The organism is Gordonia sp. VNK21 (assembly GCF_046098115.1).
Classification (GTDB): Bacteria; Actinomycetota; Actinomycetes; order Mycobacteriales; family Mycobacteriaceae; genus Gordonia.
Window position 1 is genome coordinate 1 of the sequence record NZ_JBJURU010000007.1, and the last position, 24,457, is coordinate 24,457.

Consider the following 24,457-nt stretch of genomic DNA (forward strand, 5'->3'; position numbering starts at 1 on the left):
CCCGTTCGCCACTCGAGTACCCAGCAAGCTGGGCCTTTCCGTTCGACTTGCATGTGTTAAGCACGCCGCCAGCGTTCGTCCTGAGCCAGGATCAAACTCTCCGAACAAAAATCAAAACCCCCACCACCAACCCCACAAAAGGGCCGGCAACAGAAGATTTCAACACAACGATCAGAGAACAAAAACCTGACCAAAAAACAATCCAAAAAAAGAATTGACTGGCAAAAAACAATCAAAAAATCATTCCCTGTACCAGCCAAAAAATGCGGCACAAGAAAATCCATCACACACTATCGAGTTCTCAAAGAACACACACCCACCAACACCACCCCACCAAAAAATGGAGCGAACTTCAGTGAACATCTGTTGCGCCACCCGAATCCGGGCAACTGTTCCAGCGTACCAGAACGTGATGTCCTGGGCATGATCCACCGCTGTTCGTAATCGGAACAGTGCCGGATCTCGGCTGGCCGTCTCGGCGGCGGGCCGCTTTGACTTGGATTAAGTTACGCAGATGTCGTGCGGTAGGCAAATCGCCAGGTCGCCGGATGGAGATCCGGGCGTCATCGCAGGTCAGCGACGTACATGCGGTGGCGCACAGGCCCCGAAACAGTCGAACACGCCGCCGGACGCCTGTGTAATCCCGGTCACTCCCGACCTGGCCGATCGGTCAGGTGTCGGCCACCGTTCGGTCAGTTCCCCTGCCGACCTGCGGTTTCTAGCGTCGAAGGCATGGCCCTCACGACGCTCGACCAGGCACCGCACACCGCTTCGCAGGCCGGAGACGCTGCTCCGGCGTGGCAGATGTGCGACGGACGCGTACAGCACGGGCTGACTCTCGACGAGCTCAGCGATGCCAGTGTCGTGGCCGGTCTCGAATCGCTGGTGAGCGCCGGCCGGCTGCGGGGCCGGGAGGCCTTCGAGGCGGCGGCAGTGCAGGTGATCACCGACTGCGCCGACTCCCCGCAGCGCGCCTGGCAGGCGTTCTACCGGAACTCGGTGGCCCAACTGCGCGACGGATCCTCGCCCTTCGCCCCGGTCCATCGCCGGGCCCGGTCGCTGCTGGCGGGCGAGAGCGTGCTGGAAGTGGGCTGCTGCTTCGGATTCCTGGCCCTGCAATGCGCCCAGGACGGGATGACGGTCAGCGCGCTGGACCTGTGCACGGGAGCACTGGACCTGCTCGCCACTGCCGCCGAGGACTTCGCCGTGCCGCTGACCACCGTCTACGGCGACGCCCGGGCCCTGCCGTGCGCGAGCGAGTCGGTGGACACCGTGACCCTGATCCACCTGCTCGAACACCTCGATGAGTCCGAGGTCCCCCAGGCCCTGGCCGAGGCACTGCGGGTGGCGCGCGGGCGGGTGGTGGTGGCGGTGCCCTTCGAGGAGCAGCCCAGCCCGCACTTCGGTCACCTGCAGCGGCTGACCGTCGACGACCTGCAGCGGTGGGCGGCGCCCTGGACGCACTGCTACGCCGAGATCTTCACCGATCACGGCGGGTGGCTGGTCCTCGACAAGGCCTGAACCGCCGTCGCCCGGCTGCGCCGGCATCCGCCCGTCAGATCAGGCCGCGCTTGCTGGCCACGTAGACCGCGTCGGTGCGCTTGGTGACGCCGAGCTTGTGGATCAGATTCCGGATGTGGAACTTGACCGTCGACTCGGAGATGAACAGCCGACGGCCGATCTCGGCGTTCGACAACCCGCCGGCCAGCAGCCGCAGCACCTCCCGCTCGCGCTCGGTGAGCTCCTCGGAGACGTTCCGCTCCCCCGCCATGGTCCGCATGACGATGGTCGCACTGCGCGGGTCCAAGGCACTGCCGCCGGTGGAGACCGCCCGGATGGCCCGCAGCAGTTCGGTGGTGTCGACGTCCTTGACCACGTAGCCGCGCGCGCCGGCCCGCACAGCCCGGATCACCAGGTCGTCGTCGAGGAAGGTGGTCAGCACCAGGATCGCCACCTCCGGGTGACGCCGGGAGATCTCCTTGATCAGCCGCAGCCCCTCGTATTCGGTGGCCGCGGTCAGCTTCAGATCCACCACCACCACGTCGGGCCTGCCCAGTGCGATCTCGGCCAGCGCCTCGTCGAAGGAGCCCGCCTCCCCGACCACGGCGACCTCGTCGTCCCGGTCGAGCAGCGAGCGGAGCCCCTCGCGCAGCAGGGCGTGATCGTCCACCAGGACCGTCCGGATGGGCCGGCGCTGCGCTGTTCCGCCATCGACACTCACGACGGCTCCTTCCTGTTCGGCTCGGTCGGCCGGTCGGCCGGCACCGGCACGGTGGCCGCGATCCGTACCCCGCCGAGCCGGGAACGGCGGATCCGCACCCGCCCGCCGAGCTCGGCGGCACGGGAGGACATGTTCGCCAGGCCGCGGTGGTGACCGGCCGCGAAGTCGCCCTCCAGTGCGGCCGCCATCAGCGTGCGCAGCCGCTCCGGATCGCCGGAGCCGTCGTCGTCGACGTACAGGGCGATCCGCTCGGCGTCGTAGGCCAGGGTCACCGTCACCTGGGTCGCCCCGGCATGGGCGGAGGCGTTGAACAGCGATTCGCCTGCGATCCGCAGCAGGGCGTGCTGCACATCGCCGGGCAGTTCCCGCGGCCGTCCACGCACCACCACCGCACTGCGCGTGTCCGACGGCAGGTGCAGCGCGCACAGCTGGTCGAGGGTGCCGCGGATGCTCAGCGACGACGCCCCGCTGTCGCCGAGCGTGTAGATGGCCCCGCGCAGCTGCTTCATCGCGTCCCGGCTCAGGCCCACCGCCTTGTCGAGGTGTTCGAGTCCGGCCGGGCTCACCTCGCCGCGGGCCAATTCCATCTGCAGACCGGCCGAGAGCACCGACTGCCCCACCGAGTCGTGCAACTCCCGTGCGATCCGCGAGCGTTCGGTGCTCAGCAGGGTCCGGCGCTGCGCCGCCGACAGCTCCCGCTGGGTGCGCTCGAGTTCGTCGTTGCGTTCGGCGAGTTCGGCCGCCCGCTGATTGGCCTGCGAGAACAGTTCCGCATTGACCAGTGCGACGGTGGCCTGGCCGGCCAGGATGCGCAGCACGATCAGATCGGTCGGGTCCACCGGATGACCGTCGGGCGTCCAGGCCGACAGACCGCCGACCACCTCTCCGTCGAGTTCCACCGGGACGTGCAGATGATGGTCTTCGACGATCGGCGCCGCGAGCACCGCAGCCTCCCCGCGCAGGATGTCGTTGAGCCGGTTGAGCACCGCATCCGGCAGATCGGTGGGCACCGGCGCGCCGGCGACCCCCTCGAAGGCCGAGATCGTGCCGTCGCGCTCCGCGATCAGATGCCGCGGCCCGGTCTGCTCGAGTGCGCCGTCGGCCAGCGCGAACAGCACCCAGCGGGCACCGAGGTGTTCGCGCACCGCGTCGACGACCGCCGCCACCAGGACGTCGGGGCCGGAGGCGGTCTGCACCAGCGCCTTGGAGATGCCCTCCAGCGCGGTGATGACCCGGCCCAGCCGCGCCGCCGTACCGCGGTACTGGGCGTAGTGCCCGCCCTTGACCGTGTGCAGGCCGACCAGGGCGGACAGATCCGGTTCCGGCGCGCCCACGGCTACAGCGCCTGCCGATAGAGCTGGTGCACCTCGGTCGCGTCGGGCCGGCGCGGGTTGGTGATCATGCACGAATCGGCCAGCGCATTGCCGGTCAGGATGTCCAGGTCGTCGTGGGCCACCCCCAGCGGGGTCAGCGTCGCCGGCATGCCCACCCGCGCGGCCAGAGCCGCGACCTCGTCGGCCAGACGGTCAGCGACCGAGCGGGCCGGACCGCTGTCGTCGATGCCCATCGCCCGCGCCAGATCGACGAAGTCGTCGGCGCAGACCTGCGCGTTGTAACGGATGACGTGAGGCAGCAGCACCGAGTTGATGGTGCCGTGCGGGGCATCGCAGCGCCCGCCCACCGGGTGACTCATCGCGTGGGTGGCGCCGAGGATGGCGTTGGTGAAGGCCATCCCGGCCCGCAGCGAGGACAACGCCATCTCCTCCCCCGCCTCCGCATCGCCGGGATCCTGCACCAGCCGTTCGAGGTTGGTCCAGACCCCGCTCAGCGCTTCGACGGCGAGGGTGTCGGTGAGCCGGCTGTGCGCCAGCGAGACGAAGGCCTCCACGCAGTGGGTGAGCGTGTCCATGCCGGCCTGGGCGGTGACCTCCTGCGGTGCGGTGGTCAGCAGCTGCGGGTCGATCACCGAGACGTTCGGCACCAGGGTGCGGCCGATGATGGTGACCTTGGTGTGCCGCTGCGCGTCGTTGATGATGCAGAACTGGGAGACGTCCGCGCCGCTGCCCGCCGTCGTCGGCACCACCACCAGCGGCGGCAGTGGACGGTCGGCGCGGTCGATGCCCTCGTATTCGAGGATCAGCCCGCCGTTGGAGGCGAGCACCGCCACACCTTTGGCGGTGTCGATCACCGAGCCGCCGCCGAGCGCGATCAACCCGTCGGCGCCGTGCTCGGCGTAGCGCGTGAAGCCCGCGGTGACCTCGGTGGCCCGCGGGTTGGGCGTCACGTCCAGGTAGACGGCCGGCGCCAGTCCGCCGGCACGCAGTTCGATCAGCAGCTGGTCGTACCAGACGGTCGCCGCCAGCCGACGGTCGGCGACCAGCAGCGGCCGGCGCACGCCGAGTCCGGCCAGCGCGCGGGCGGCCTCCGGGAAGGCGCCGCGCCCCAGCACGATCTCCGGGGTGTGGAACTTGGTGACGCGGGTGGCCGGACGACGGCGAGCCGCGGCCGCCGCTCCGGGACTGGCACCGATCACCGGCCGACCTCCTCGTTCCGTCCCGAAGGTACCGCCCTCACCGCAGTGCCGCACCCAGTTCGTCGCAGCGCTCGAGGATCTCGGCGCCGTCGCGAGCGCTGATCACCCCGCTGCAGTGCTCGGCGTAGTCGCCGAGTGCGCAGCCGGTCTGCGTCCAGTACCGGGAGGGCTCCGGGGTCAGCCAGGCCAGCCGGTGGGTCCGGCGGGCGACGTCGGCCAGCAGGTCCACCCGCGGGTCGAAGGCATTGGACCGGGCGTCGCCCACCGCCAGCACACTGGTGCGCCGGGTCAGCAGGTCGCCGTGCTCGGCGACCAGTTCGGTCCAGAACCGCCCGTAGTCGCTGGTGGCCGACAGGTCCAGACCGTCGGCGGCGAGCACCGCGGTCAGGGCGGCCTCCGGGGAGGCGCTGCGCAGCGCGGGAGTCACCAGCACCGGCCGGTCGACGAAGGCGATCACCTCGCAGCGGTCGCCGAAGCGATGCAGCGTCTGGGCCAGCCGCAGAATGAAGCCGGTGACCGGACGCACCGACAGCGACACGTCCACCAGCACCAGCAGCCGCACCGGGCCGGGCACCCGGCGCCGGCGCCACAGGTCGATCGGCACACCGTCGGTGCTGACGGCGGCCCGCATCGTCGAACGGATGTCGAGGGGGCCGGCGTCGGTGCGCCGGCTCACCCGTCGCGGCGCCCCGCGGATGCGCTGCACCAGCCGGTGACAGGCCCGGTCGATGTCGGCCTGATCCCGGTAGACCGGCGCGGGCGGGCCCTCGTCGTCGCCGGGCGCCGGATCGGCGGCGGCCAGCCGGTCGCTGAGCGCTTCGACGAACCGCGCCAGGGCCTGCTCGAGCTGCTGCCTGCGATGTTCGTCCAGCCCTTCGGCGCCGTCGACGCCGTAGGCGGCCCGGCCGTCCGAGGCCGACAGCGCCGCCAGCAGCGCCCCCGCATCGGAGAGCGTCAGGTCGGTGCCCTCCACCCGGGCGGCGGTGCCCACCAGCTCACCGGCCTCGCCGGCGGCGGCGTGGTCCACCTCGACGGTGTAGGTCACCCCGCCGGAGACCGCCGACGAGTCGGTGTCCACCTGGAGCGCTTCGGCGCCCGAGGAGACCGAGAAGTCGTTCTCCTCGCGGTGGGCGCTCTCCCCGGTGCGTTCGCGGGCGTCCGGATCGTCGATCATCAGCTCGCCGATCTCCACGGTGTGCTCGTCGGCGCCGATCATCCGGGCGGCGCCGGTGAACTCCTCGTCCCACTCGAGATCGTCGGGCAGCTCCCCGGCCAGGCCGCGCACGCGCGGCAGATCGTCCTCCGGCGGCGGCGCCCCGGTGCGCTGGAAGAACAGCGCGAAGGCCAGGTCGAAGCCCTCTCGCTCATAGCCGTATTTGGCGCTGACCGCCCGCAGTGCGGTGGCCAGCCGCTCGATGTCGGCTGCGCCCACGATGTCGAAGACGCGCCGGATGTCGATCACCTCGGCCGGCGAGGCCGCCACCGCGAAGTGGCGCAGCACCCGGCCGAACTGGACCGCGAGCAGATCCAGTGCGTCGTCGCGGAAGTCGATCACCGGTCAGCCCCGCGCCGCGCTCCGGGCCCGGCCGGCGCCGAAGGCGCGCTCGGTGACCGAGCCGCCGGCCGGTGCGGCCGCCCACTCGGTCTCGGCCGGGCCCCGCTCGGCCGCCGGGGAGGCCGGCAGCCCGGCGGCCAGGGCCCGGCGTGCGTGCTCGACGTCGGTGCCGAACTTGAGCAGCAGCGAGAGCAGCGCCGGATCGACGCCGCCGATGCGCTCGCGGCGGGCCGGATCGGCCTTCAGATGCGAGGCCGCCCTGGCCGCGTCGATCACCTCGGCGATCGACGGACTCTTGCGCAGCGGCAGGTCGCGGAGCCGGCGCGCGAGGTCCACCACGTCGCCGATGATCTCGTCCTCCACGTCCGGCGCCCGGACCGCGACGATGCGCCGTTCGCGGTCCGCGTCGGGGTAGTCGACCGAGAAGTGCAGGCAGCGGCGTTTGAGCGCCGGTGAGAGTTCGCGGGTGTCGTTGGAGGTGAGGATCACCCACGGCGCCGATCGCGCGGTGAAGGTGCCCAGTTCGGGTACGGTCACCTGCCGCTCGGCGAGGACCTCGAGCATGACCGCCTCCATGGCCTCGTCGGTGCGGTCCACCTCGTCCACCAGCAGCACGGTCGGCTCGTCGGACATGATGGCCGAGAGCAGCGGGCGCGGCACCAGGAAGTCCTCGGTGTAGACGCCCACCTCGGTGCGGGCCAGCGCGGCCGAGGCCTCGGCGAGCGTCGCATGGCCGGACAGCTCCTCGCTGATCCGGTCGCGCAGCATCTGCACGTGCAGCAGCTGCCGGGCGTAATCCCATTCGTACAGGGCGCGGGCCTCGTCGAGTCCCTCGTAGCACTGCAGCCGGATCAGGTCGCGGCCGGCGGCCGCTGCGAGCGCCTTCGCCAGTTCGGTCTTGCCCACCCCGGCCGGGCCCTCGAGCAGCAGCGGCCGGTCGAGCAGGGTGGCCAGATGCACCACCACCGCCAGCTCGGCGTCGATGAGATAACCCTGGCCGGCCAGGGCGTCGGACAGGTCGTCGACCGCGGCGAAGGCGGTCGTCGGGGTGTCGGGGGCGGCGTCGCTCATCAGGTCCTCGGTTCTGCCGGGTGCGGCGAGATTCTCTGCCGGGTGCGGCGGGGGCGATTCGGATGGAACTCCGGGCGGCCGGCGCGTCGTCGGCCGCCCGGAGGGCATCGGTGCGGTGGAGCAGCGGTCGGTGTCTGCTCACCGCGTCCCGGTCAGTAGGTGCCGGTCATGGCGTGCCGCACCATCGGGATCATCGATTCGACGGTGCATTCACGCGGATTGCCCGGCGTGCACCAGTCGCCCATCATGTGCTCGCTGATCGCCCGGATCTGCTTCTCCGAGGTGTCCACCCCGGTGCCCTTGCCGGCGTACTTGCCGGTGTTCATCTGGTTCTTCTCGTAGGTGTCGACGTTCAGCTGGCCGAAGTTCTCCGGGATGCCCAGGTCCTTGGAGATCCGGATGGCCTCTTCGACCGCGGCGTCGGCGGCCTGCACCGTGGTCAGGTTGCGGGTGTCCACACCCAGCAGCGCGGCGATGTCGGCGTACCGCTCGTAGCGGGCCGGCAGGTTGTACTCCCAGACCCGCGGCAGGGCGATCGCGTTGTTCAGGCCGTGGTGGCTGTCGTAGAAGGCGCTGAAGGCGTGCGAGAGCGAGTGGATCAGGCCCAGGCCGCCGGAGTTGAAGGCCTGTGCGGCGATGTACTGGGCGTGCATCATGCCGGTGCGGGCCTCGAGGTTGTGGGGCTCGTAGACGGCGGTGCGCAGGTGATCGCGGATGAGCTCGATCGAGTACTTCGCATTGCCCAGCGAGGGAGCGAAGTCGAGCCGGGAGACGTACGGCTCGGTGCAGTGCGCCAGCACGTCGAAGCCGCAGAAGGCGGTGAAGTGCTCGGGGCACGAGTAGTAGAGCAGCGGATCGTCCATCGCCAGGTCCACCAGGCAGGTGTCGTCGAAGGCCACCCACTTGTGCGGGTTGTCCATGTCCGAGGTGTCGGTGATGACGTAGGCCCAGGAGGTCTCCGAGCCGGTGCCGGCGGTGGTGGAGACGGCGATGTGCTTCGGGTTCTCCTTGTTGGTGGCCTTGGAGAATCCCTCGAACTCGTTGATGTTGCGGCCGTCGTGGGCGATCACCATGCGGGCGCCCTTGGCGGCGTCGTGGCTCGAGCCGCCGCCGACCGAGATGATGCCGTCGCACTTCTCGGACTGGTACCGCGCCGCGGCGTCCATGCAGTTGTAGTCCTTGGGGTTGGACTCGACCTCGTCGAAGAGCACGACGTCCACGCCCTGGTACTCGATCTTGCCCTTGAGCTCATCGATGATGCCCGAGCCGCGCAGACCGGTGGTCATCAGGAGCACCCGGGTCATGCCGAGTTCCTTGGCCTCCACACCGAGGATGTCGTGGGCGCCCACTCCCAGCTTCGCCTTCGGGAAGGGGTGGAACTCCTTGATCGGGAAGTCCCAGATCTGATTCAGCTCGATGGCCATGAGGTGCTCTCCTTGTGAGGTGACTGCGGTTCCTCACCAGAATGTTCCCCAGGTCACAGCATGGGCAATGGGACCTGACCCTGTGCACCCGAGAGTGCCCGCAGGTTCAGGTGACCCACCTGTCCGGTCGGACAGGTCTCAGCCGCGAACCCGCTCGATCTCGCCGCCGAGGGCGCGCAGATTCTCCTCGAAGTGCGGATAGCCGCGATCGATGTGCTCGATGTCGTGGACCTCGGTGACCCCGTCGGCCACCAGTCCGGCCAGCACCAGACCCGCCCCGGCCCGGATGTCGCTGGACCAGACCGGCGCGCAGGAGAGCTGATCGATGCCGCGGACCACCGCGTGATGCCCGTCGGTGCGGGCATCGGCGCCCAGCCGCACCATCTCCTCGACGAACCGGAACCGGGCTTCGAAGACGTTCTCGGTGATCAGCGACATCCCTTCGGAGATCGAGGCCAGCCCGATCGCCATCGGCTGCAGGTCGGTGGGATAGCCGGGGAACGGCAGGGTGGCGGTGTTCACCGAGCGCGGGCGGTCCTGCTGACGCACCCGGAAACCGTCCTCGAAGCGGTCGACGACGGCGCCGGCGTGCTCGAGCTTGGTCAGCACCAGCGCCAGGTGCTGCGGCGGGATGCCGACCACCTCCACGTCCCCGCGGGTCATCGCGGCCGCGATCCCCCAGGTGCCGGCGACGATCCGGTCGCCGACCACGTGATGGCTGGTCGGCGAGAGCCGCTCCACCCCGGTCACGATCAGGGTCTCGGTGCCCACCCCGTCGATGCGGGCGCCCATCTCGATCAGCATCTCGCACAGGTCGACGATCTCCGGCTCCCGGGCGGCGTTGTCGATCTCGGTCACGCCGTCGGCCAGCACCGCGGCCATCAGGATGTTCTCAGTGGCCCCGACGGACGGGAACTCCAGGCCGATCTGGGCCCCGATCAGATCGTCGGCCTGCGCCACCACACAGCCGTGCTCGATGGCGCTGTGCGCACCGAGGGCCCGCAGCCCCGCCTGGTGCATGTCCAGCGGCCGGGAGCCGATCGCGTCGCCGCCGGGCAGCGCGACCACCGCGCGACGGCAGCGGGCCATCAGCGGCCCCAGCACACACACCGAGGCCCGGAACTGCTTCACCGCCTCGAAGTCGGCGTGATGGCTCGGCACCTCAGGGGTGTCGATGGTCACCCGGTCGCCGTCGATCTGCACCGAGGCGCCGAGCCCTTCGAGGACTTGGGCCATCAGCGGGACGTCGGCGATCTCCGGTGCATTGGTCAGCACCGTCCGGCCGTGCGCGAGCAGCGACGCGGCCATCAGCTTCAGCACACTGTTCTTTGCGCCCCCGACAACGACCCGACCGGCCAGCCGAGCACCACCGGTCACGAGATAGCGATCGCTCACGTCCGTCAGTTTAGGGCATCGCTCCGGCGGAGCCCGCCGCCGTCCGGCACGCTCCGGCGCGACGCCGCAGCGGCTAGGTTGGAGATCATGGCAGTGCATCTGACGAAGATCTACACCCGTACCGGCGACGACGGCACCACCGGACTCTCCGACTTCTCCCGCGTCCGCAAGACCGATCCCCGGGTGGTCGCCTACGCCGACTGTGACGAAGCCAATGCCGCGATCGGTTTGGCGCTCACGCTCGGCGGCGACGTGCCCACCGACATCGCCGAGGTCCTCACCGTGGCGCAGAACGATCTCTTCGACGCCGGCGCGGACCTGTCGACTCCGGTCGTCGAGAATCCGGAGTATCCGCCGCTGCGCGTGCTCGAGAGCTACATCGACGCCCTCGAGGGCTGGTGCGACCGGTTCGGCGAGGAGCTGACCCCGCTGGATTCGTTCATCCTGCCGGGCGGCACAGCCCTGTCGGCACTGCTCCATCAGGCCAGGGTGGTCACCCGTCGTGCCGAGCGGTCGGCGTGGGCGGCGATCGACGCCGATCCGGAGAACACCAGCGTGCTGCCGGCCAAGTACCTCAACCGGCTCTCGGATCTGCTGTTCATCCTGGGCCGGGTGGCCAATGTGCGCGACGGCCGCGGGGACGTGAAGTGGGTGCCGGGCGAGAGCCGCAATCGCTGACCGCTCCTGCGCCGGCCCCGTCAGGCGGTGGCCCCGTCAGGCGGCGGCCCCGTCAGGCGGCGGCCCCGTCAGGCGGCGCGGCGCCACCGTGCGCGGCTCGGCGACCGCGCTTCGATCCAGGACAGCAGTCCGGTGAGCAGGTCCCGGTCCAGGGCCACCTCGTAGTCGGCGCGCTCACCGGCGCGGGACGGCGGCAGCTTCTTGCCGCCCGGAGCGTTCACGGTCAGGTGCACGATCACCGTGTCCGGCTCCATGATCTCCAGCTCGGTGCCCTCGGGGTGCCGCCGGCCGACGATCTCGAGCCGGCGCCGGGGCAGCACCGCCGTCGGGCCGATGCGCAGTGAACTGAGCCGGTAGTACACCAGCGAATAGTCGTTGTAGTGCACGGACCCGTGCCGCCAGCCCTGATCGGCCGCCGCGGGCAGCCGGCGCAGGATGACCGGGGTCCCGGCCCGCCGCACCTCCGTCACTCTATAGACGAGGACGGCCAGCAGCACCAGCCCGGCGAGCAGAACCGCCAGGATCAGCCAGGACCACCAGGGCACTGCTCACACTCCCCTGCTGCTACACGAGCGGAAAAAGGCAACCAGCCGCCCCGATCGTTCGGGGCGGCTGGTTGCACACATCATCGTCGGTCGCCGGATCAGCTCACCGCGGCGACGGCACGGAGCCGGGAACGCGCCTGCAGGTATGCCGCGCTGCCCTCCTCCGCCGCCTCCAGAGCGGCCTGCTCGGCGCTCGCGTCGATCTCCGACGCGAACTGAGCGGCCTCGGCGAGCACCTTCACCTCGGTGGCGGTCACCGAGAGGAAGCCGCCCTGGACCGCCATGGCGATCTTGTCGCCGCTCTCTTCGGTGACCACCACGCAACCGCCCGGGGCGAGTTCGCCCAGCAGCGGTGCGTGGCCGGGCAGGACGCCCAGTTCGCCGTCGGTGGTCTGTGCGACGAGGATCGTGGCATTGCCCGAGTACAGCGAGGTGTCGGGTGAGACCACGTCCAGTCGGAAGGTCTTCTCAGCCATGTCCAGCGACTACTTTCCGGCGATCTTGGCGGCCGCAGCCTCGACGTCGTCAAGACCGCCGCAGCTGTTGAACGCCTGCTCGGGCAGGTGATCGAACTCGCCCTTGCAGACCCGGTCGAAGGCCTCGATGGTGTCGGCGAGCGGCACCACGGAGCCCACCTGGCCGGTGAACTTCTCGGCGACCAGGAAGTTCTGGCCGAGGAAGCGCTGCAGGCGACGGGCGCGGGCGACGGTGACCTTGTCCTCTTCGGAGAGCTCGTCCATACCGAGGATGGCGATGATGTCCTGCAGTTCCTTGTACTTCTGCAGGATCCGCTTCACCTCGTTGGCGACGCGGAAGTGCTCGTCGCCGACGATGGAGGCTTCCAGGATGCGCGAGGTGGAGGTCAGCGGATCCACGGCCGGGTAGATACCCAGCTGCGAGATCGGGCGCGAGAGCTCGGTGGTCGCGTCGAGGTGGGCGAAGGTGGTCGCCGGGGCCGGGTCGGTGTAGTCGTCCGCCGGCACGTAGATCGCCTGCAGCGAGGTGATCGAACGGCCCTTGGTCGAGGTGATCCGCTCCTGCAGCTCACCCATCTCGTCGGCCAGGGTCGGCTGGTAGCCCACCGCGGACGGCATCCGGCCGAGCAGCGTGGAGACCTCCGAGCCGGCCTGGGTGAACCGGAAGATGTTGTCGATGAACAGCAGCACGTCCTGGTGCTGCACGTCGCGGAAGTACTCGGCCATGGTCAGGGCCGAGAGGGCCACGCGCATACGCGTCCCCGGCGGCTCGTCCATCTGGCCGAAGACGAGGGCGGTGTCCTGGAGGACGCCCATCTCCTCCATCTCCAGCTTCAGGTCGGTGCCCTCACGGGTGCGCTCCCCGACGCCGGCGAACACCGAGGTACCGGAGAACTCGCGGGCGATACGGGTGATCATCTCCTGGATGAGCACGGTCTTGCCCACACCGGCGCCGCCGAACAGGCCGATCTTGCCGCCCTTGACGTACGGGGTCAGCAGGTCGATGACCTTGATGCCGGTCTCGAGGATCTCGGTCTTGCCCTCGAGCTGGTCGAAGGCCGGCGGCTTGCGGTGGATGCCCCACTGCTCGCCGTCGCGACCGGTGCCCGGCGCGTCCAGGCAGTCGCCCAGCGCGTTGAACACGTGGCCCTTGACCACGTCGCCGACCGGCACCGAGATCGGCTTGCCGGTGTCGGTGACCGAGGCGCCGCGGACCAGGCCGTCGGTGGGCTGCATGGACACGGTGCGGACCACGTTGTCGCCGAGGTGCTGCGCGACCTCGAGGGTCAGCGTCTTGGCCACGGCCGGCAGGGTGATCTCGGCGTGCAGGGCGTTGAACAGATCGGGGACGGCGCCACGCGGGAACTCGACGTCGACGACGGGCCCGATGACCCGGGCGACGCGACCGGCGGTCGCCGAAGCGGCGCCCGCGGTCGAATCGGTGACTGCTGCAGTCATGGTTACTTCACTTTCCTCGTTGGTCGTGTGTCAGTGGGCCAGCGCTTCGACGCCGCCGACGATCTCGCTGATTTCCTGGGTGATCTGAGCCTGACGTGCCGCGTTCGCCTGGCGGGACAGGGTCCGTTCCAGCTCGGTGGCGTTGTCGGTGGCGGCCTTCATCGCCGTGCGGCGGGCCGCGTTCTCCGAAGCCGCCGAGTCGAGCAGCGCCGCGAAGATCCGCGAGGCCACGTACTTCGGCAGCAGCGCGTCGAGCAGCTGCTTGGCCTCCGGCTCGAATTCGATGTCGGCCGGGACGCCGCCGTTGGACGGGGTCTCGTCGAGCATGTCCTCGCCGAGGTCGAGCTGCTCGACCTCGAACTCGACGTCGACCGGCGCCATCCGGCGCACGACCGGTCGCTGGGTGAGCATGGACACGAAGCGCGTGTAGACCACGTGCAACTCGTCGACGCCCTCGATGGAGCCGCCGCCGGGCAGATCCACCTGCTCACCGGAACCGGTGAGGAAGGAGTCCACCAGGTGGGTGACGGCGGCACCGGCGTCGGCGAAGGCCGGCTGCTGCGAGAAGCCGGACCAGCTCGCCGCGATCGGACGGTCGCGGAAGGTGTAGTACCCGATGCCCTTGCGGCCCATCACGTACACGACCGGTTCCTTGCCCTCCGAGCGCAGCAGCGACAGCAGCTCCTCGGTCTCCTTGAGGACGTTGGCGTTGTAGCCGCCGCACTGACCGCTGTCGCTGGTGACCACCAGGACCGCAGCCCGGCGCGGATTCTCCCGGGCCACCAGCAGCGGGCTCTCGAGCGACGACGAGGCGCTGGCCAGCGTCGTGACGACCCGGGTGATCTCCTCGGAGTAGGGGCGGGCGGCAGCCACCCGTGCCTGTGCCTTGGTGATCCGCGAGGTCGCGATCAGCTCCTGCGCCTTGGTGATCTTCTTGGTCGACTGGATCGACCGGATCCGCGAACGCAGCTCCCGAATGGTTGCCATGTTACTTCTGCTTCTTCGTCACTCGGATCGTCTCGGACTCGACGTCCTCAGCGGCCAGGGCGTCGGCCGGCACCTCGACCACGCGGCTGCCGTCGGAGGCGATGAAGCCCGCCTTGAAGTTGTCGGTGGCCGTGGCCAGGGCCGACTTGTCGTCGTCGCTGAGCTTCTTGCCGCCGGCGATGTTCTCGTAGACGCCCTTGGCGCTGTGGTGCAGATCGCCGAGCAGTTCGGCCTCGAAGCGGCGGATGTCGCCCACCGGCACCGAGTCCATGAAGCCCTCGCCGCACAGGTACAGCGAGACGATCTGGTCTTCGACGGCCACCGGGCTGTTCTGGTCCTGCTTGAGCAGTTCCACCCAGCGGGCACCGCGCTCGAGCTGCGCCTTGGAGGCGGCGTCGAGGTCGGAGGCGAAGGCCGAGAAGGCCTCGAGCTCACGGAACTGGGCCAGCTCCAGACGCAGCGAGCCGGACACGTCCTTGAGGCCCTTGGTCTGGGCGGCGCCACCGACACGGGAGACCGAGATACCGACGTTGATGGCCGGCCGGACGCCCTTGTTGAACAGGTCCGACTCCAGGAAGACCTGGCCGTCGGTGATCGAGATGACGTTGGTCGGGATGAACGCCGAGACGTCGTTGGCCTTGGTCTCGATGATCGGCAGGCCGGTCATCGAGCCGCCGCCCATCTCGTCCGAGAGCTTGGCGCAACGCTCCAGCAGACGCGAGTGCAGGTAGAAGACGTCGCCCGGGTAGGCCTCGCGGCCCGGCGGGCGGCGCAGCAGCAGCGAGATGGCGCGGTAGGCCTCGGCCTGCTTGGACAGATCGTCGAACACGATCAGGACGTGCTTGCCCTGGTACATCCAGTGCTGTCCGAGAGCCGAGCCGGTGTACGGGGCCAGCCACTTGAAGCCGGCGGAGTCGGAGGCGGGGGCGGCGACGATGGTGGTGTACTCCATCGCGCCGTTCTCCTCCAGCGTCTGCTTGACGCCGGCGATGGTCGAGCCCTTCTGGCCGATGGCGACGTAGATGCAGCGGACCTGCTTCTCCGGATCGCCGGTGGCCCAGTTGGCCTTCTGGTTCAGGATCGCGTCGATGCAGACCGCGGTCTTGCCGGTCTTGCGGTCGCCGATGATCAGCTGACGCTGGCCGCGGCCGATGGCGGTCATGGCGTCGATGGCCTTGATACCGGTGGCGAGGGACTCCTCGACCGGCTGGCGCTCGAGCACGGTGGCGGCCTGCAGCTCGAGGACGCGGTCGGCCTCGGCCTCGATCGATCCCAGACCGTCGATCGGCGCACCCAGTGGGTCCACCACGCGGCCGAGGAACTTGTCGCCCACGGGCACCGACAGCACGTTGCCGGTCCGCTTGACCTCCTGGCCTTCTTCGATGTTCTCGTAGTCACCCAGGATGACGGCGCCGACGTTGTCGACGTCGAGGTTCAGTGCGACGCCGCGGATGCCGCCGGGGAATTCCAGCAGCTCGTTCGCCATGGCGCCGGGCAGACCGCCGACGTGGGCGATACCGTCGCCGGTATCGGTAACGGTGCCGACCTCTTCGCGCGTGGCCTCGCTACCCACCTCCTCGGTGTAACTTGCGATAGCGCTCCGGATCTCCTCGGAGGAGATGGTCAGTTCGGCCATGTTCCTTGCTCTTCCTGGCTTTCTTGGGTGGTCTGGGAATCTTGATAATCAGTGACGGTCACCGCAGGCTGCGGCGCAGAGCCGCCAGCCGGCCGGCGATACTGCCGTCGATACGTTCGTCACCCACACGCACGACGACGCCACCGAGCAGCTCGGAGTCGATGTCGATGTGCAGGGTGACCGGGGAGTCGTAGATCGCCGACAGCTTGCCCGCCAGCTCCGTGCGCTGCTGCGCAGAGAGCTCGGTCGCCGAGCTGACATAGGCCACCTTGCGCCCGTTGGCGGCGGCCGCCAGACCGGACAGGGAGTCGATGACGTCACCGGGAGCGTTGTCGGTGTCGGTCGTGATCGCCTGGACTGCCAGGCGTTCGGTGACCGGGTTGACCTTGCCGGCGATGAGCGAAGCCAGCAGGCCGGCCCGATCGCTCGCCGAGCGGGCCGGATCGCACAGGGCCTGCTCGAGTTCGGTGTTGTCCTTGACGACCCGCGAGAGCCGGAACAGCTCGTCCTCGACGGTGTCGAGCTCGCCGCTGTCCTTGGCGGAGAGCAGCAGTGCCTCGCGCCCGAGACTCGCCAGTCCGGCAACCAGATCGGCGTCGGTGGACCAGTGCCGGGCCGCCGCCGAGGCGACGGTCTGGCGGGTCAGGTCATGCACCTTGCCGGTGAGCACGCGCTCGGCGATGCCGGCCCGCAGATCCGGCGCGGTGGCCGAATCCCCGAGGGCGGTCCGCAGAGCCCGGTCGTCCGACACGGTGGCGGACACCGAGAGCAGCTCGGTGCCGACGGTGACGCCGGTGGTGGCCGGCGCATCGCTGCCCCTCAGGGCTGCTTCCAGCTCGACGCGAGCCCCCTCGAGGGCTTCACGGCTTGACGCTGCGTGCATGTACCTACATTCCTTCTGGTTGCGCTTGCGGTGGCGGCGTGCCGGGGTCGCTTACTTGGCGGACTCGTTGCCGACGGTGTCGAGCTCGGCGAGGAACCGGTCGACGGTCCCGGCCTGCTGGGCCTCGTCGGTGAGCGAGCTGCCGACCAGCTTCTCGGCCAGGTCGATCGACATCCGTCCGAGATCGCCGCGCAGTTCGGAGACGACCTGCTGACGCTGGGCGTCGAGCTGGGCGGAGCCGTTGGCGATGATCCGATCGCTTTCCGTGGTGGCCTGGGCCTTCATGTCCGCGATGATCTGTCCGCCCTGAGTGCGGGCCTCCTCGCGAATGGCCGCGGCCTCTTCACGGGCGCCGGCGAGCTGCTCACGGTAGGCCGCGAGCTGAGCATTGGCTTCGGCCTGTGCGGCCTCGGCGCGCTCGATGCCGCCTTCGATGGTGTTGCGCCGCTCGTCGAGCACCTTCTGGTACATCGGGATGACGTACTTCCAGAACACGAAGAGGACGACGGCGAAGGCGACCAACGACCAGATGATGTCGTACCACTGGGGCAGCAGCGGATTGGGCGGCTCGTGCTCGCCACCCTCCTCCGAGGCTGCGAGAATCAACTCGTTGATCATGATCTGTCTTCCCGCGATCAGAAGATGAAGCCGGTGACGATACCGATCAGCGCCAGTGCCTCGGAGAGTGCGATACCCAGGAACATGGTGGTGCGGATCTGGCCGGCCAGCTCGGGCTGACGGGCGATACCCTCGATGGCCTTGCCGGCGACGATGCCGACGCCGATGCCCGGGCCGATCGCGGCGAGGCCGTAACCGATGGCGCCGAAGCCCTTACCGGTGATCTCGGAGCTTTCGGCGAGAGTCTGGGCGATGTAGCTCATCTTGCGATTCCCTTTCTTGGTGGCTCCCCACCCGGTCGGGCGAGCGAGTCAGTCTCTGTTGAGTCGGTGGTTGGTCTGGATCAGTGCTGGTCGGCGTGGATCGACTGGTCGATGTAGACCGCGGTCAGCAGGGCGAAGATGTACGCCTGCAGAACGATCACGAGCAGCTCGAAGAAGGTGAAGCCGATGCCGACGAGCAGCGAGAACGGCGCGAAGACGATGTGCCAGGTTCCGCTGAACAGGAAGTACTGGGTGGCGGCGAAGAACAGCACCAGCATGATGTGGCCGGCGAGCATGTTGGCCATGAGTCGGACGGTCAGCGTGAACGGCCGCAGCAGGAAGGTCGAGATGAACTCGATCGGCACCAGCAGGAAGTGCACCGGCAGCGGCACGTTGGGCAGCACGATCGAGGACCGCACGAAGCCGAAGAAACCGAACTTGCGCACGCCCACCCAGACATAGGTGATGTAGGCGGCGGCGGCCATCACGATCGGCATGCCGATCCGGGCGTTCGACGAGATGTTCAGGAACGGGATGATCGAGGTGAGGTTCAGGAACAGCGTCGCGAAGAAGATCGAGGCGATGATCGCCAGGTACTTGCGGCCGTTCTCCTTACCGAGGATCTCTTCGGCGATGTTGATCCGCACGAAGTCCAGGGCGTTCTCGGCGACGTTCTGCACGCCGCCCGGAACCAGCTTGGCGTTCCGCATCGCCAGCGCGAAGCACAGGGCCACCAGGACGGCCACGACCACCCGGATGATCATCAGCCGGTCCAGGGCGAACGGGGTGTCTGCGAAGAGAACTTCCTTCGGGAAGAAGTCCCACAGCGAAGGCTGGTGGAATTCGTCGGCGACGATTGTTGCGCTCAGCGGTCTCTCCCGTTCTAGCGCCGGAAGGTGAGTGGTCTTCCGGTCGGATCGGCCATCGTGTGGTGAGCACGACGGCATGGCAGCGCGAATCTGCGTTGCAACCTCGTGTGCTCTTGCGTGCAGAACTTTATCAAGTAGTTATCGGTGCCCGCGAATCGCCCCCTGGTCAGACCGGCTGATCAGGATCGCCCACCGAACTACTATCGGTTGTAGTAGCTGGTCAGCGGATCTGCGGTGACCTTGCTCACTTGCGGTCGGCGTTGTCGCGTGCGGGTTCGACGTAGGGCGTGGGGGTGCTCATCACACCCCACACCTCACTGCCCAGCACCGCGATGATGGTACCGATCAGCATCGTCACCAGGGCCGGTTTGGAGTAGAAGTCCATCTCCCTCAGGATCGCCATCACCACCAGCACGGCCACCATCTTGAGGAACCACGAGCCCATCACCGCCGCCATCGTGGCCGACGGTTTGAGGTTCACCGAGGTCAGGATGACCACCGCGGTGATCAGGATGAAGGCGCCGCCCACGCCGGCGCCGATCAGCACGCCCCACAGGCCGGGCAGACCGTCCTTGGGCCAGAAGATCAGCAGGCCCAGGACCGTCAGGATGCCCAGCCCCCAGATCCCGTACCGCAGACCGGTCTTGAGCGGGGCGAGCGAGTCGTATTCGGTCTCGGCGGTCTCGCCGCCGGGGCTGTCGGCGCCGGGCGTCGCCTCGTCGCGGGAACCGGCGCTGCCGGCATCATCGGTACTGGACACGAGGTTCAGGCTATCGACTGGCGAGCCGGCGGCTCAACCTGGGCGCGAACGTGGCCACCAGGGCGATCAGCAGACCGGCGGCGAAGAACGGCGCGACGATCACCGGGTCGACCAGGGTGCAGGCGGCCACCGAGAAGGCCAGCACCCCCACCCACAGATAGATCAGCAGCGCCACCCGCGCCTGGGAATGGCCCAGCTCCAGCAGCCGGTGGTGCAGATGCATCTTGTCGGGGGTGTAGAAGCCGACTCCGGCCCGGGTGCGGCGGACCACCGCCATGGCCATGTCGAGCAGCGGGATGAACATCACCGCCGCCACCAGCACCAGCGGGGAGAGCAGGGTGAACAGATCGGCGGTGCCGTAGGCGTTGCGCGCCGGACGGCCCGAGGCGCTCGTCGACGCGGCCGCCAGCATCAGCCCGATGAGCATGGCGCCCGAGTCGCCCATGAAGATGCGGGCCGGCGAGAAGTTGTGCGGCAGGAAACCCAGACAGGCGCCGGCCAGGGCGGCGGTGATCAGCGCCGACGGGTAGTAGCTGACGTCACCGCCCTGATCGTGCAGCAGTCCGAGCGAGAAGATGAGCACGGCGGATGCCGCGATCAGCCCCAGACCCGCGGCCAGTCCGTCGAGACCGTCGACGAAGTTCATCGCGTTGATGGTGGTGACCGTGATCAGGATGGTGAGCAGCCCGGCCTGCAGCGGATCGAGTACCACGGTGCCGATGTCGGCGAACGGGACGTAGAGCAGATTCCAGTTGACGCCCATCACCACCAGCACTCCGGCGGCGGTGAGCTGACCCACGAATTTGGTGAGCGCGTCGAGTCCCCAGCGGTCGTCGATCACCCCGACCAGGACGATCACCAGTCCGGCGGTGACCACCGCGAGCATGTCGTGGGTGTACGCGAAACCCCGGTTGAGGGCCGGCAGCTGAGCGGCCAGGGCGATCGCGCAGACCACCCCGGCGTACATCCCCACTCCCCCGAGCCGCGGGGTGGGGATCACGTGCACGTCGCGCTCGCGGGGGACGGCGACGGCCCCGGCCCGGACCGCGAAGACGCGCACCAGGGAGGTCAGCAGATAGGTGATCCCGGCGGCGCTGAGCGCCACCAGCGCGAGCTCGCGGAGCGGGACGCCCGCGCCGCCGACGGTGGTGGCGAGCGCCATCGGCATCGCGCCGCTCCCGGGATCCATCACGCCGCTCAGGCTACTCGGACAGCAGGGCGGCGATCTCGCTCGCGGTGCCCTCGTGTCGCGCGGTGTCGCCGAGCGGGGTACGCATGGCCTGCACCATCAACCGGGCCACCTCGGGCATGCGCTGCGCGCTCAGGCCGGCGGCCGCGGCCACGGCCGTCCCGAAGCGGATCGCACTGCCCAGAGCCACCGGCTGCTCGTCGAACGGGGTGATCGCCTTGTCGACGACGATCCCGGATGCGGCCAGCCGGTCGGCGGCCTGCCGCCCGGTCAGGCCCAGCCCGGTGACCTCGACGATGCCGACGTGGGTGTCGGTGCCGCCGGCCACCGGCCGCAGTCCGTACTCCTCCAGCGATGCGACCAGCGCCCGGGCCGCATGGGCCACCGTGCTCGCATAGGCACGGTAGGCATCGGTCGCCGACTCGGCGAAGGCCACCGCCTTGGCGCCGATCGCATGCATCGCCGGTGCGCCCTGAAGGAAGGGATAGACCGCGCGGCCGAGCGCCTCGGCGTGTTCGGCACGGGCCAGCAGCAGTCCCCCGCGCGGACCGCGCAGCACCTTGTTGGTGGCCACCGTGACCACGTCGGCGTAGGGCACCGGCGAGGGCAGCACGCCCCCGGCGGCCAGGCCGGCGGTGTGGGCGGCATCCACCCAGAGGATGCAGCCCGCCTCGTCGGCGATCGACCGCAGTGCGGGCAGGTCCCAGTCCCGGGTGTACGAGGTGCCGCCGGCGACGATCACGCGCGGCCGGTGCAGCAGCGCCAGGGTGCGCAGCTCGTCGTAGTCGACCTGTTCGGTGTCCCGGCGGACCCCGTAGTTGACGACGTTGAACCAGCGGCCCGAGGAGTTGGCCCGCGAGCCGTGCGACTGGTGCCCGCCGTGGCGCAGGCCCAGGGACAGGATCGGATCGCCCGGCTGGGCGAAGGCGGCCAGCACGGCCAGGTTGGCCAGCACCCAGGACAGCGGCTGGACGTTGACGTAGTCGGCGCCGAAGAGTGCCCGGGCGCGGTCGGCGGCGAGGTTCTCCACCTCGTCGACCACCTCGCAGCCGCCGTGGTAGCGGCGCCCCGGATAGCCTTCGGCGTACTTGTCGGCCAGCACCGAGGCCATCGCCACCCGCACCGCCGGGGTGGCCGACGATTCGGCGGCGAGCAGTTGCAGCCCGCGGTCGCGGCGGCGCTGCTCCCGTTCGATCAGCGCGGCGACCTGCGGGTCGGCCGCCGCCAGCGGATCGGGCACCGTCATCGGTCCGCCCGCAGCTCGTCCGGGACGCAGTCGAGGACCTCGGCCACCTCGGCCAGGCTCACCGCCCCTTCGCGCAGGACGCGCGGCGTCTCACCGGTCAGGTCGACGATGGTCGAGGCCGTGCCGAGTTCGGCGCGCCCGCCGTCGAGATAGACGGTCACCTCCTCGCCGAGCTGGGCGCGGGCGTCGGCGGCGGTGACGGCCGGCGGCTGTCCGGAGACGTTGGCGCTCGAGACCGCCATCGGTCCCACCTCACGCAGCACCTCGATCGCCACCGGGTGCAGCGGCATGCGCAGCATCACCGAGCCGTCGGTGTCGCCGAGGTCCCAGGCCAGAGTCGGCGCCTGCTCCATGACCAGCGAGAGGCCTCCCGGCCAGAAGGCCTGCACCAGCTCCCGGGCCTGCGGCGTCATCGAGGCCACCAGCCCGTCGACGGTGTGCCAGGACCCCACCAGCACCGGGACCGGCATGTCGCGCCCGCGCCCCTTGGCGGCGAGCAGATCGGAGACCGCCGCCGAGTCAAAGGCATCGCAGCCCAGCCCGTACACGGTGTCGGTGGGCATCACGACCAGCCGGCCGCTACGGGCGGCGGCGACGGCCGCGTGCAGTCCGGCGGAACGCTCGGCGGGATCACTGCAGTCGAAGACGGCACTCACCGTTCCATCCTTGCACGCGGCGCGCCGCGGCCCGGTACCGCCTTCGGCGATCCGGATCGGCACCCCGGATCCGGACCGCTTTCACTCTTCCGTATGACCTTAGGCTTAGCTAACCTAAATAGACGACTGTCCAGAAGTTTGGCCACCGACGACGAAAGCCCGACGCCATGACCCAATTGCACCAGGCTCCCGACACCGGCAGCCTCGCCACCGACACCCGCACCCTGTCGGTCGTGTTCATCACCCAGAGCGGCAACGCCGAGTGGATCGCCGACCAGGTGGTGGAGAAAGGCGTGGAAGCCGGCTTCGAGGCGAGCGTGATCGACGGCGCCGACCTGGACACCGCCACCCTGGCCGGACTCGACCGGCTGGTCGTGGTGTGCGCCACCTACGGCGAAGGCGAGATCCCCGACGACGCCGCCGACTTCTGGGACGAGTTCAGTGCCGCCGACGCACCCCGGCTCGACGGGCTGCAGTTCGGGGTCATCGCCCTGGGCGACTCGATCTACGACTTCTTCTGTCAGGCCGGCAAGGACGTCGACGCCCGGCTCGAAGAACTCGGCGGCACCCGGGTGATCGAGCGGGTCGACTGCGACCTGGACTTCCAGCCGCCGGTCGACGAGTGGCTGCCGCGCGCCATGGCCGCCTTCACCGAGGCCGCGCAGACCACCGCGCCCGCCCCTGTGGCAGCAGAGCCGGACGCCGAACCCGAGCCCGAGCCTGCGGAATCCGCGAGGAGCGCCGAGCCCGCCGAGGCGGCGCAGACCTCCGCCGCCGGGCGGCGGGCCGGCAAGTCGCCGTGGGGCCGGAAGAACCCCTACCCCGCCCGCATCACCGCCGACGTACTGCTCTCCAGGGAGGGCTCGGACAAGGAGGTGCGCCACCTGGAGGTGGATCTGGGCGAGAGCGGTCTGGAGTATCAGCCGGGCGACGGCTTCAGCGTGGTCACCGTCAACGACCCGGCCCTGGTCGAGGCGATCATCACCCGGCTCGGCGCCACCGGCGACGAACCGATCCCGGGACGCGACGGGGTCACCACCTTCCGGCACGCCCTCCTGCACCGGCTCGAGATCTCCACGCCGGCAAAGCATCTGGTGGACTTCTTCGCCGCCCGCACCGGCGACCCCGAGTTGCGGCGCCTGGTCGACACAGCCGATCACGATGCCTACGACGCCTACCTGTGGGGCCGCGACGTACTGGACCTGCTCAACGTCGATCCGGCGCTGAGCCTGACCCCCGAGGAGCTCGCCGACGAACTGCGCCCGCTCACCGCGCGGGTGTACTCGATCTCCTCGAGCCCGCTGCGCCACGCCGGCAGCGTGCACTTCACCGTCGCCGTGGTCCGCCACCACAGCGACGGCCGCGATCGCGGCGGCGCCTGCTCCACCCATCTCGCCGACCGTTGCCCTGACCGGCAGATCGGCATCTACCCGACCCCGAACTCGTCGTTCCGGCTACCCGGCGACGACGTCCCGATCATCATGATCGGCCCGGGCACCGGCATCGCCCCGTTCCGCGCCTTCCTGCACGAACGGGCGGCGCGGGGCGCCACCGGAGAGAACTGGCTGTTCTTCGGCGACCGGCACCGCGCCACCGACTACCTGTACGAGTCCGAACTCGCCGAGTTCACCGAGTCCGGCCTGCTCACCCGCCTGGACCTCGCCTTCTCCCGCGATCAGGACCACAAGGTCTACGTCCAGGACCGGATGCGTGAGAACGGCGCCGAGCTGTACGCCTGGCTGCAGCGCGGCGCATACCTCTATGTCTGCGGCGACGCCGCGCGCATGGCCCACGACGTCGACGACGCGATCGTCCACATCGTCGCCGAACACGGTGGTCTCGACGCCGCCGGCGCCCGGGACTATGTGGACGCGCTCAAAGCCGACAAGCGCTACGTCCGGGACGTGTACTGACCGCCGCCCGGCATGAGGGACACCGGAATTGAGACGCGCGCCACGCCCGCGGGGCTAGATAGGTAAGCCTTACCTCTATTA

At 69.4% G+C, this 24,457-nt stretch carries 23 protein-coding genes and 1 rRNA gene; 3 read left to right on the forward strand and 21 right to left on the reverse strand.

Translation table 11 applies throughout. From position 1 onward, the window contains the following. Window positions 1–107 (reverse strand): 16S ribosomal RNA (locus ACJMNC_RS08945); the annotation flags it as partial. 625 nt (window positions 108–732) lie between these two features. Between ACJMNC_RS08945 and mftM the strand changes: the two genes are divergently transcribed. Next, window positions 733–1,521, forward strand: a complete 789-nt coding sequence (gene mftM / locus ACJMNC_RS08950; RefSeq protein ID WP_408947599.1) for a mycofactocin oligosaccharide methyltransferase MftM — start codon at window positions 733–735, stop codon at window positions 1,519–1,521. Between the two features lie 34 nt (window positions 1,522–1,555). On the opposite strand, the gene ACJMNC_RS08955 is transcribed toward mftM, so the two are convergent. From ACJMNC_RS08955 to murA, 7 genes are all read right to left on the reverse strand, one after another. Then, complete coding sequence (locus ACJMNC_RS08955; RefSeq protein WP_408947600.1) at window positions 1,556–2,221, reverse strand: MadR family response regulator transcription factor; 666 nt, start codon at window positions 2,219–2,221, stop codon at window positions 1,556–1,558. Beyond that, window positions 2,218–3,555 carry a MadS family sensor histidine kinase gene (locus ACJMNC_RS08960; RefSeq protein ID WP_408947601.1) on the reverse strand — a complete coding sequence of 446 codons (1,338 nt, stop codon included), beginning with the start codon at window positions 3,553–3,555 and terminating at the stop codon, window positions 2,218–2,220. Before ACJMNC_RS08960 ends, ACJMNC_RS08955 begins: the two co-directional genes overlap by 4 nt. A 2-nt stretch (window positions 3,556–3,557) precedes the next feature. Continuing rightward, window positions 3,558–4,754, reverse strand: a complete 1,197-nt coding sequence (locus ACJMNC_RS08965) for an iron-containing alcohol dehydrogenase (protein ID WP_408947602.1) — start codon at window positions 4,752–4,754, stop codon at window positions 3,558–3,560. Window positions 4,755–4,791: 37 nt separating this feature from the next. Further along, complete coding sequence (gene madC / locus ACJMNC_RS08970; protein WP_408947603.1) at window positions 4,792–6,309, reverse strand: MadC family VWA domain-containing protein; 1,518 nt, start codon at window positions 6,307–6,309, stop codon at window positions 4,792–4,794. A 3-nt stretch (window positions 6,310–6,312) separates the two neighbouring features. Further along, window positions 6,313–7,380: a MadB family AAA-type ATPase gene (locus ACJMNC_RS08975; protein ID WP_408947604.1), complete on the reverse strand. Its 1,068-nt coding sequence runs from the start codon at window positions 7,378–7,380 to the stop codon at window positions 6,313–6,315. A 152-nt stretch (window positions 7,381–7,532) separates the two neighbouring features. Further along, entirely contained in the window at window positions 7,533–8,804 is a 1,272-nt protein-coding gene (gene mdo, locus ACJMNC_RS08980) for an NDMA-dependent methanol dehydrogenase (RefSeq protein ID WP_408947605.1), read from the reverse strand. A gap of 138 nt (window positions 8,805–8,942) precedes the next feature. After that, complete coding sequence (murA, locus tag ACJMNC_RS08985; protein ID WP_408947606.1) at window positions 8,943–10,199, reverse strand: UDP-N-acetylglucosamine 1-carboxyvinyltransferase; 1,257 nt, start codon at window positions 10,197–10,199, stop codon at window positions 8,943–8,945. A gap of 87 nt (window positions 10,200–10,286) precedes the next feature. Here murA and ACJMNC_RS08990 point away from each other — a divergent pair, with 87 nt between their 5' ends. Continuing rightward, window positions 10,287–10,877 carry a cob(I)yrinic acid a,c-diamide adenosyltransferase gene (locus tag ACJMNC_RS08990; protein WP_408947607.1) on the forward strand — a complete coding sequence of 197 codons (591 nt, stop codon included), beginning with the start codon at window positions 10,287–10,289 and terminating at the stop codon, window positions 10,875–10,877. A 68-nt stretch (window positions 10,878–10,945) separates the two neighbouring features. Here the strand turns inward: ACJMNC_RS08990 and ACJMNC_RS08995 are convergent, their stop codons facing one another. The 13 genes from ACJMNC_RS08995 to ACJMNC_RS09055 form a co-directional block, all read right to left on the reverse strand. Continuing rightward, the gene (locus ACJMNC_RS08995; protein WP_408947608.1) at window positions 10,946–11,422 is read right to left on the reverse strand and encodes a DUF2550 domain-containing protein; all 477 of its coding nucleotides are present in this window, start codon (window positions 11,420–11,422) and stop codon (window positions 10,946–10,948) included. Window positions 11,423–11,520: 98 nt separating this feature from the next. Then, window positions 11,521–11,898 (reverse strand): F0F1 ATP synthase subunit epsilon, encoded by a 378-nt coding sequence (locus tag ACJMNC_RS09000; RefSeq protein WP_408947609.1) that lies wholly within the window; start codon window positions 11,896–11,898, stop codon window positions 11,521–11,523. Between the two features lie 9 nt (window positions 11,899–11,907). Continuing rightward, window positions 11,908–13,356, reverse strand: a complete 1,449-nt coding sequence (gene atpD, locus ACJMNC_RS09005; protein WP_408947610.1) for a F0F1 ATP synthase subunit beta — start codon at window positions 13,354–13,356, stop codon at window positions 11,908–11,910. 30 nt (window positions 13,357–13,386) lie between these two features. Continuing rightward, entirely contained in the window at window positions 13,387–14,343 is a 957-nt protein-coding gene (locus tag ACJMNC_RS09010; protein ID WP_408947611.1) for a F0F1 ATP synthase subunit gamma, read from the reverse strand. A gap of 1 nt (window position 14,344) precedes the next feature. Continuing rightward, on the reverse strand, window positions 14,345–15,979 hold the full coding sequence (gene atpA, locus ACJMNC_RS09015) for a F0F1 ATP synthase subunit alpha (protein ID WP_408947612.1): 1,635 nt from the start codon (window positions 15,977–15,979) through the stop codon (window positions 14,345–14,347). A gap of 58 nt (window positions 15,980–16,037) precedes the next feature. After that, window positions 16,038–16,862, reverse strand: coding sequence for a F0F1 ATP synthase subunit delta (locus ACJMNC_RS09020; protein WP_408947613.1), 825 nt, complete (start codon window positions 16,860–16,862; stop codon window positions 16,038–16,040). A gap of 51 nt (window positions 16,863–16,913) precedes the next feature. After that, window positions 16,914–17,480 (reverse strand): F0F1 ATP synthase subunit B, encoded by a 567-nt coding sequence (locus tag ACJMNC_RS09025; RefSeq protein ID WP_408947614.1) that lies wholly within the window; start codon window positions 17,478–17,480, stop codon window positions 16,914–16,916. A 17-nt stretch (window positions 17,481–17,497) separates the two neighbouring features. Then, on the reverse strand, window positions 17,498–17,743 hold the full coding sequence (locus ACJMNC_RS09030; protein ID WP_408947615.1) for an ATP synthase F0 subunit C: 246 nt from the start codon (window positions 17,741–17,743) through the stop codon (window positions 17,498–17,500). An 80-nt stretch (window positions 17,744–17,823) separates the two neighbouring features. Continuing rightward, window positions 17,824–18,507 carry a F0F1 ATP synthase subunit A gene (gene atpB, locus ACJMNC_RS09035; RefSeq protein WP_408947616.1) on the reverse strand — a complete coding sequence of 228 codons (684 nt, stop codon included), beginning with the start codon at window positions 18,505–18,507 and terminating at the stop codon, window positions 17,824–17,826. A 349-nt stretch (window positions 18,508–18,856) separates the two neighbouring features. Beyond that, window positions 18,857–19,372, reverse strand: a complete 516-nt coding sequence (locus ACJMNC_RS09040) for a hypothetical protein (protein ID WP_408947617.1) — start codon at window positions 19,370–19,372, stop codon at window positions 18,857–18,859. A 10-nt stretch (window positions 19,373–19,382) separates the two neighbouring features. Then, on the reverse strand, window positions 19,383–20,561 hold the full coding sequence (locus tag ACJMNC_RS09045) for an MraY family glycosyltransferase (protein WP_408947788.1): 1,179 nt from the start codon (window positions 20,559–20,561) through the stop codon (window positions 19,383–19,385). Window positions 20,562–20,574: 13 nt separating this feature from the next. Continuing rightward, window positions 20,575–21,807, reverse strand: a complete 1,233-nt coding sequence (gene glyA, locus ACJMNC_RS09050; protein WP_408947618.1) for a serine hydroxymethyltransferase — start codon at window positions 21,805–21,807, stop codon at window positions 20,575–20,577. Continuing rightward, window positions 21,804–22,463 (reverse strand): L-threonylcarbamoyladenylate synthase, encoded by a 660-nt coding sequence (locus ACJMNC_RS09055; protein ID WP_408947619.1) that lies wholly within the window; start codon window positions 22,461–22,463, stop codon window positions 21,804–21,806. The genes glyA and ACJMNC_RS09055 overlap by 4 nt, the downstream gene beginning before the upstream one ends. Window positions 22,464–22,630: 167 nt before the next feature. Between ACJMNC_RS09055 and ACJMNC_RS09060 the strand changes: the two genes are divergently transcribed. Beyond that, window positions 22,631–24,376, forward strand: a complete 1,746-nt coding sequence (locus tag ACJMNC_RS09060) for a sulfite reductase flavoprotein subunit alpha (RefSeq protein ID WP_408947620.1) — start codon at window positions 22,631–22,633, stop codon at window positions 24,374–24,376. Window positions 24,377–24,457: the final 81 nt, after the last annotated feature.

Excerpts from the sequence above, each read along its gene's own strand:
- ACJMNC_RS09020 (WP_408947613.1), bottom strand. The coding sequence starts at position 16,862 with ATGCACGCAGCGTCAAGCCGTGAAGCCCTCGAGGGGGCTCGCGTCGAG.
- mdo (WP_408947605.1), bottom strand. The coding sequence starts at position 8,804 with ATGGCCATCGAGCTGAATCAGATCTGGGACTTCCCGATCAAGGAGTTC.
- ACJMNC_RS08975 (WP_408947604.1), bottom strand. The coding sequence starts at position 7,380 with ATGAGCGACGCCGCCCCCGACACCCCGACGACCGCCTTCGCCGCGGTC.
- ACJMNC_RS09030 (WP_408947615.1), bottom strand. The coding sequence starts at position 17,743 with ATGAGCTACATCGCCCAGACTCTCGCCGAAAGCTCCGAGATCACCGGT.
- ACJMNC_RS08990 (WP_408947607.1), top strand. The coding sequence starts at position 10,287 with ATGGCAGTGCATCTGACGAAGATCTACACCCGTACCGGCGACGACGGC.
- atpB (WP_408947616.1), bottom strand. The coding sequence starts at position 18,507 with ATGATCATCCGGGTGGTCGTGGCCGTCCTGGTGGCCCTGTGCTTCGCG.
- atpA (WP_408947612.1), bottom strand. The coding sequence starts at position 15,979 with ATGGCCGAACTGACCATCTCCTCCGAGGAGATCCGGAGCGCTATCGCA.
- ACJMNC_RS09060 (WP_408947620.1), top strand. The coding sequence starts at position 22,631 with ATGACCCAATTGCACCAGGCTCCCGACACCGGCAGCCTCGCCACCGAC.
- glyA (WP_408947618.1), bottom strand. The coding sequence starts at position 21,807 with ATGACGGTGCCCGATCCGCTGGCGGCGGCCGACCCGCAGGTCGCCGCG.
- ACJMNC_RS09010 (WP_408947611.1), bottom strand. The coding sequence starts at position 14,343 with ATGGCAACCATTCGGGAGCTGCGTTCGCGGATCCGGTCGATCCAGTCG.
- atpD (WP_408947610.1), bottom strand. The coding sequence starts at position 13,356 with ATGACTGCAGCAGTCACCGATTCGACCGCGGGCGCCGCTTCGGCGACC.
- ACJMNC_RS09045 (WP_408947788.1), bottom strand. The coding sequence starts at position 20,561 with ATGGATCCCGGGAGCGGCGCGATGCCGATGGCGCTCGCCACCACCGTC.
- ACJMNC_RS09000 (WP_408947609.1), bottom strand. The coding sequence starts at position 11,898 with ATGGCTGAGAAGACCTTCCGACTGGACGTGGTCTCACCCGACACCTCG.
- mftM (WP_408947599.1), top strand. The coding sequence starts at position 733 with ATGGCCCTCACGACGCTCGACCAGGCACCGCACACCGCTTCGCAGGCC.
- ACJMNC_RS09025 (WP_408947614.1), bottom strand. The coding sequence starts at position 17,480 with ATGATCAACGAGTTGATTCTCGCAGCCTCGGAGGAGGGTGGCGAGCAC.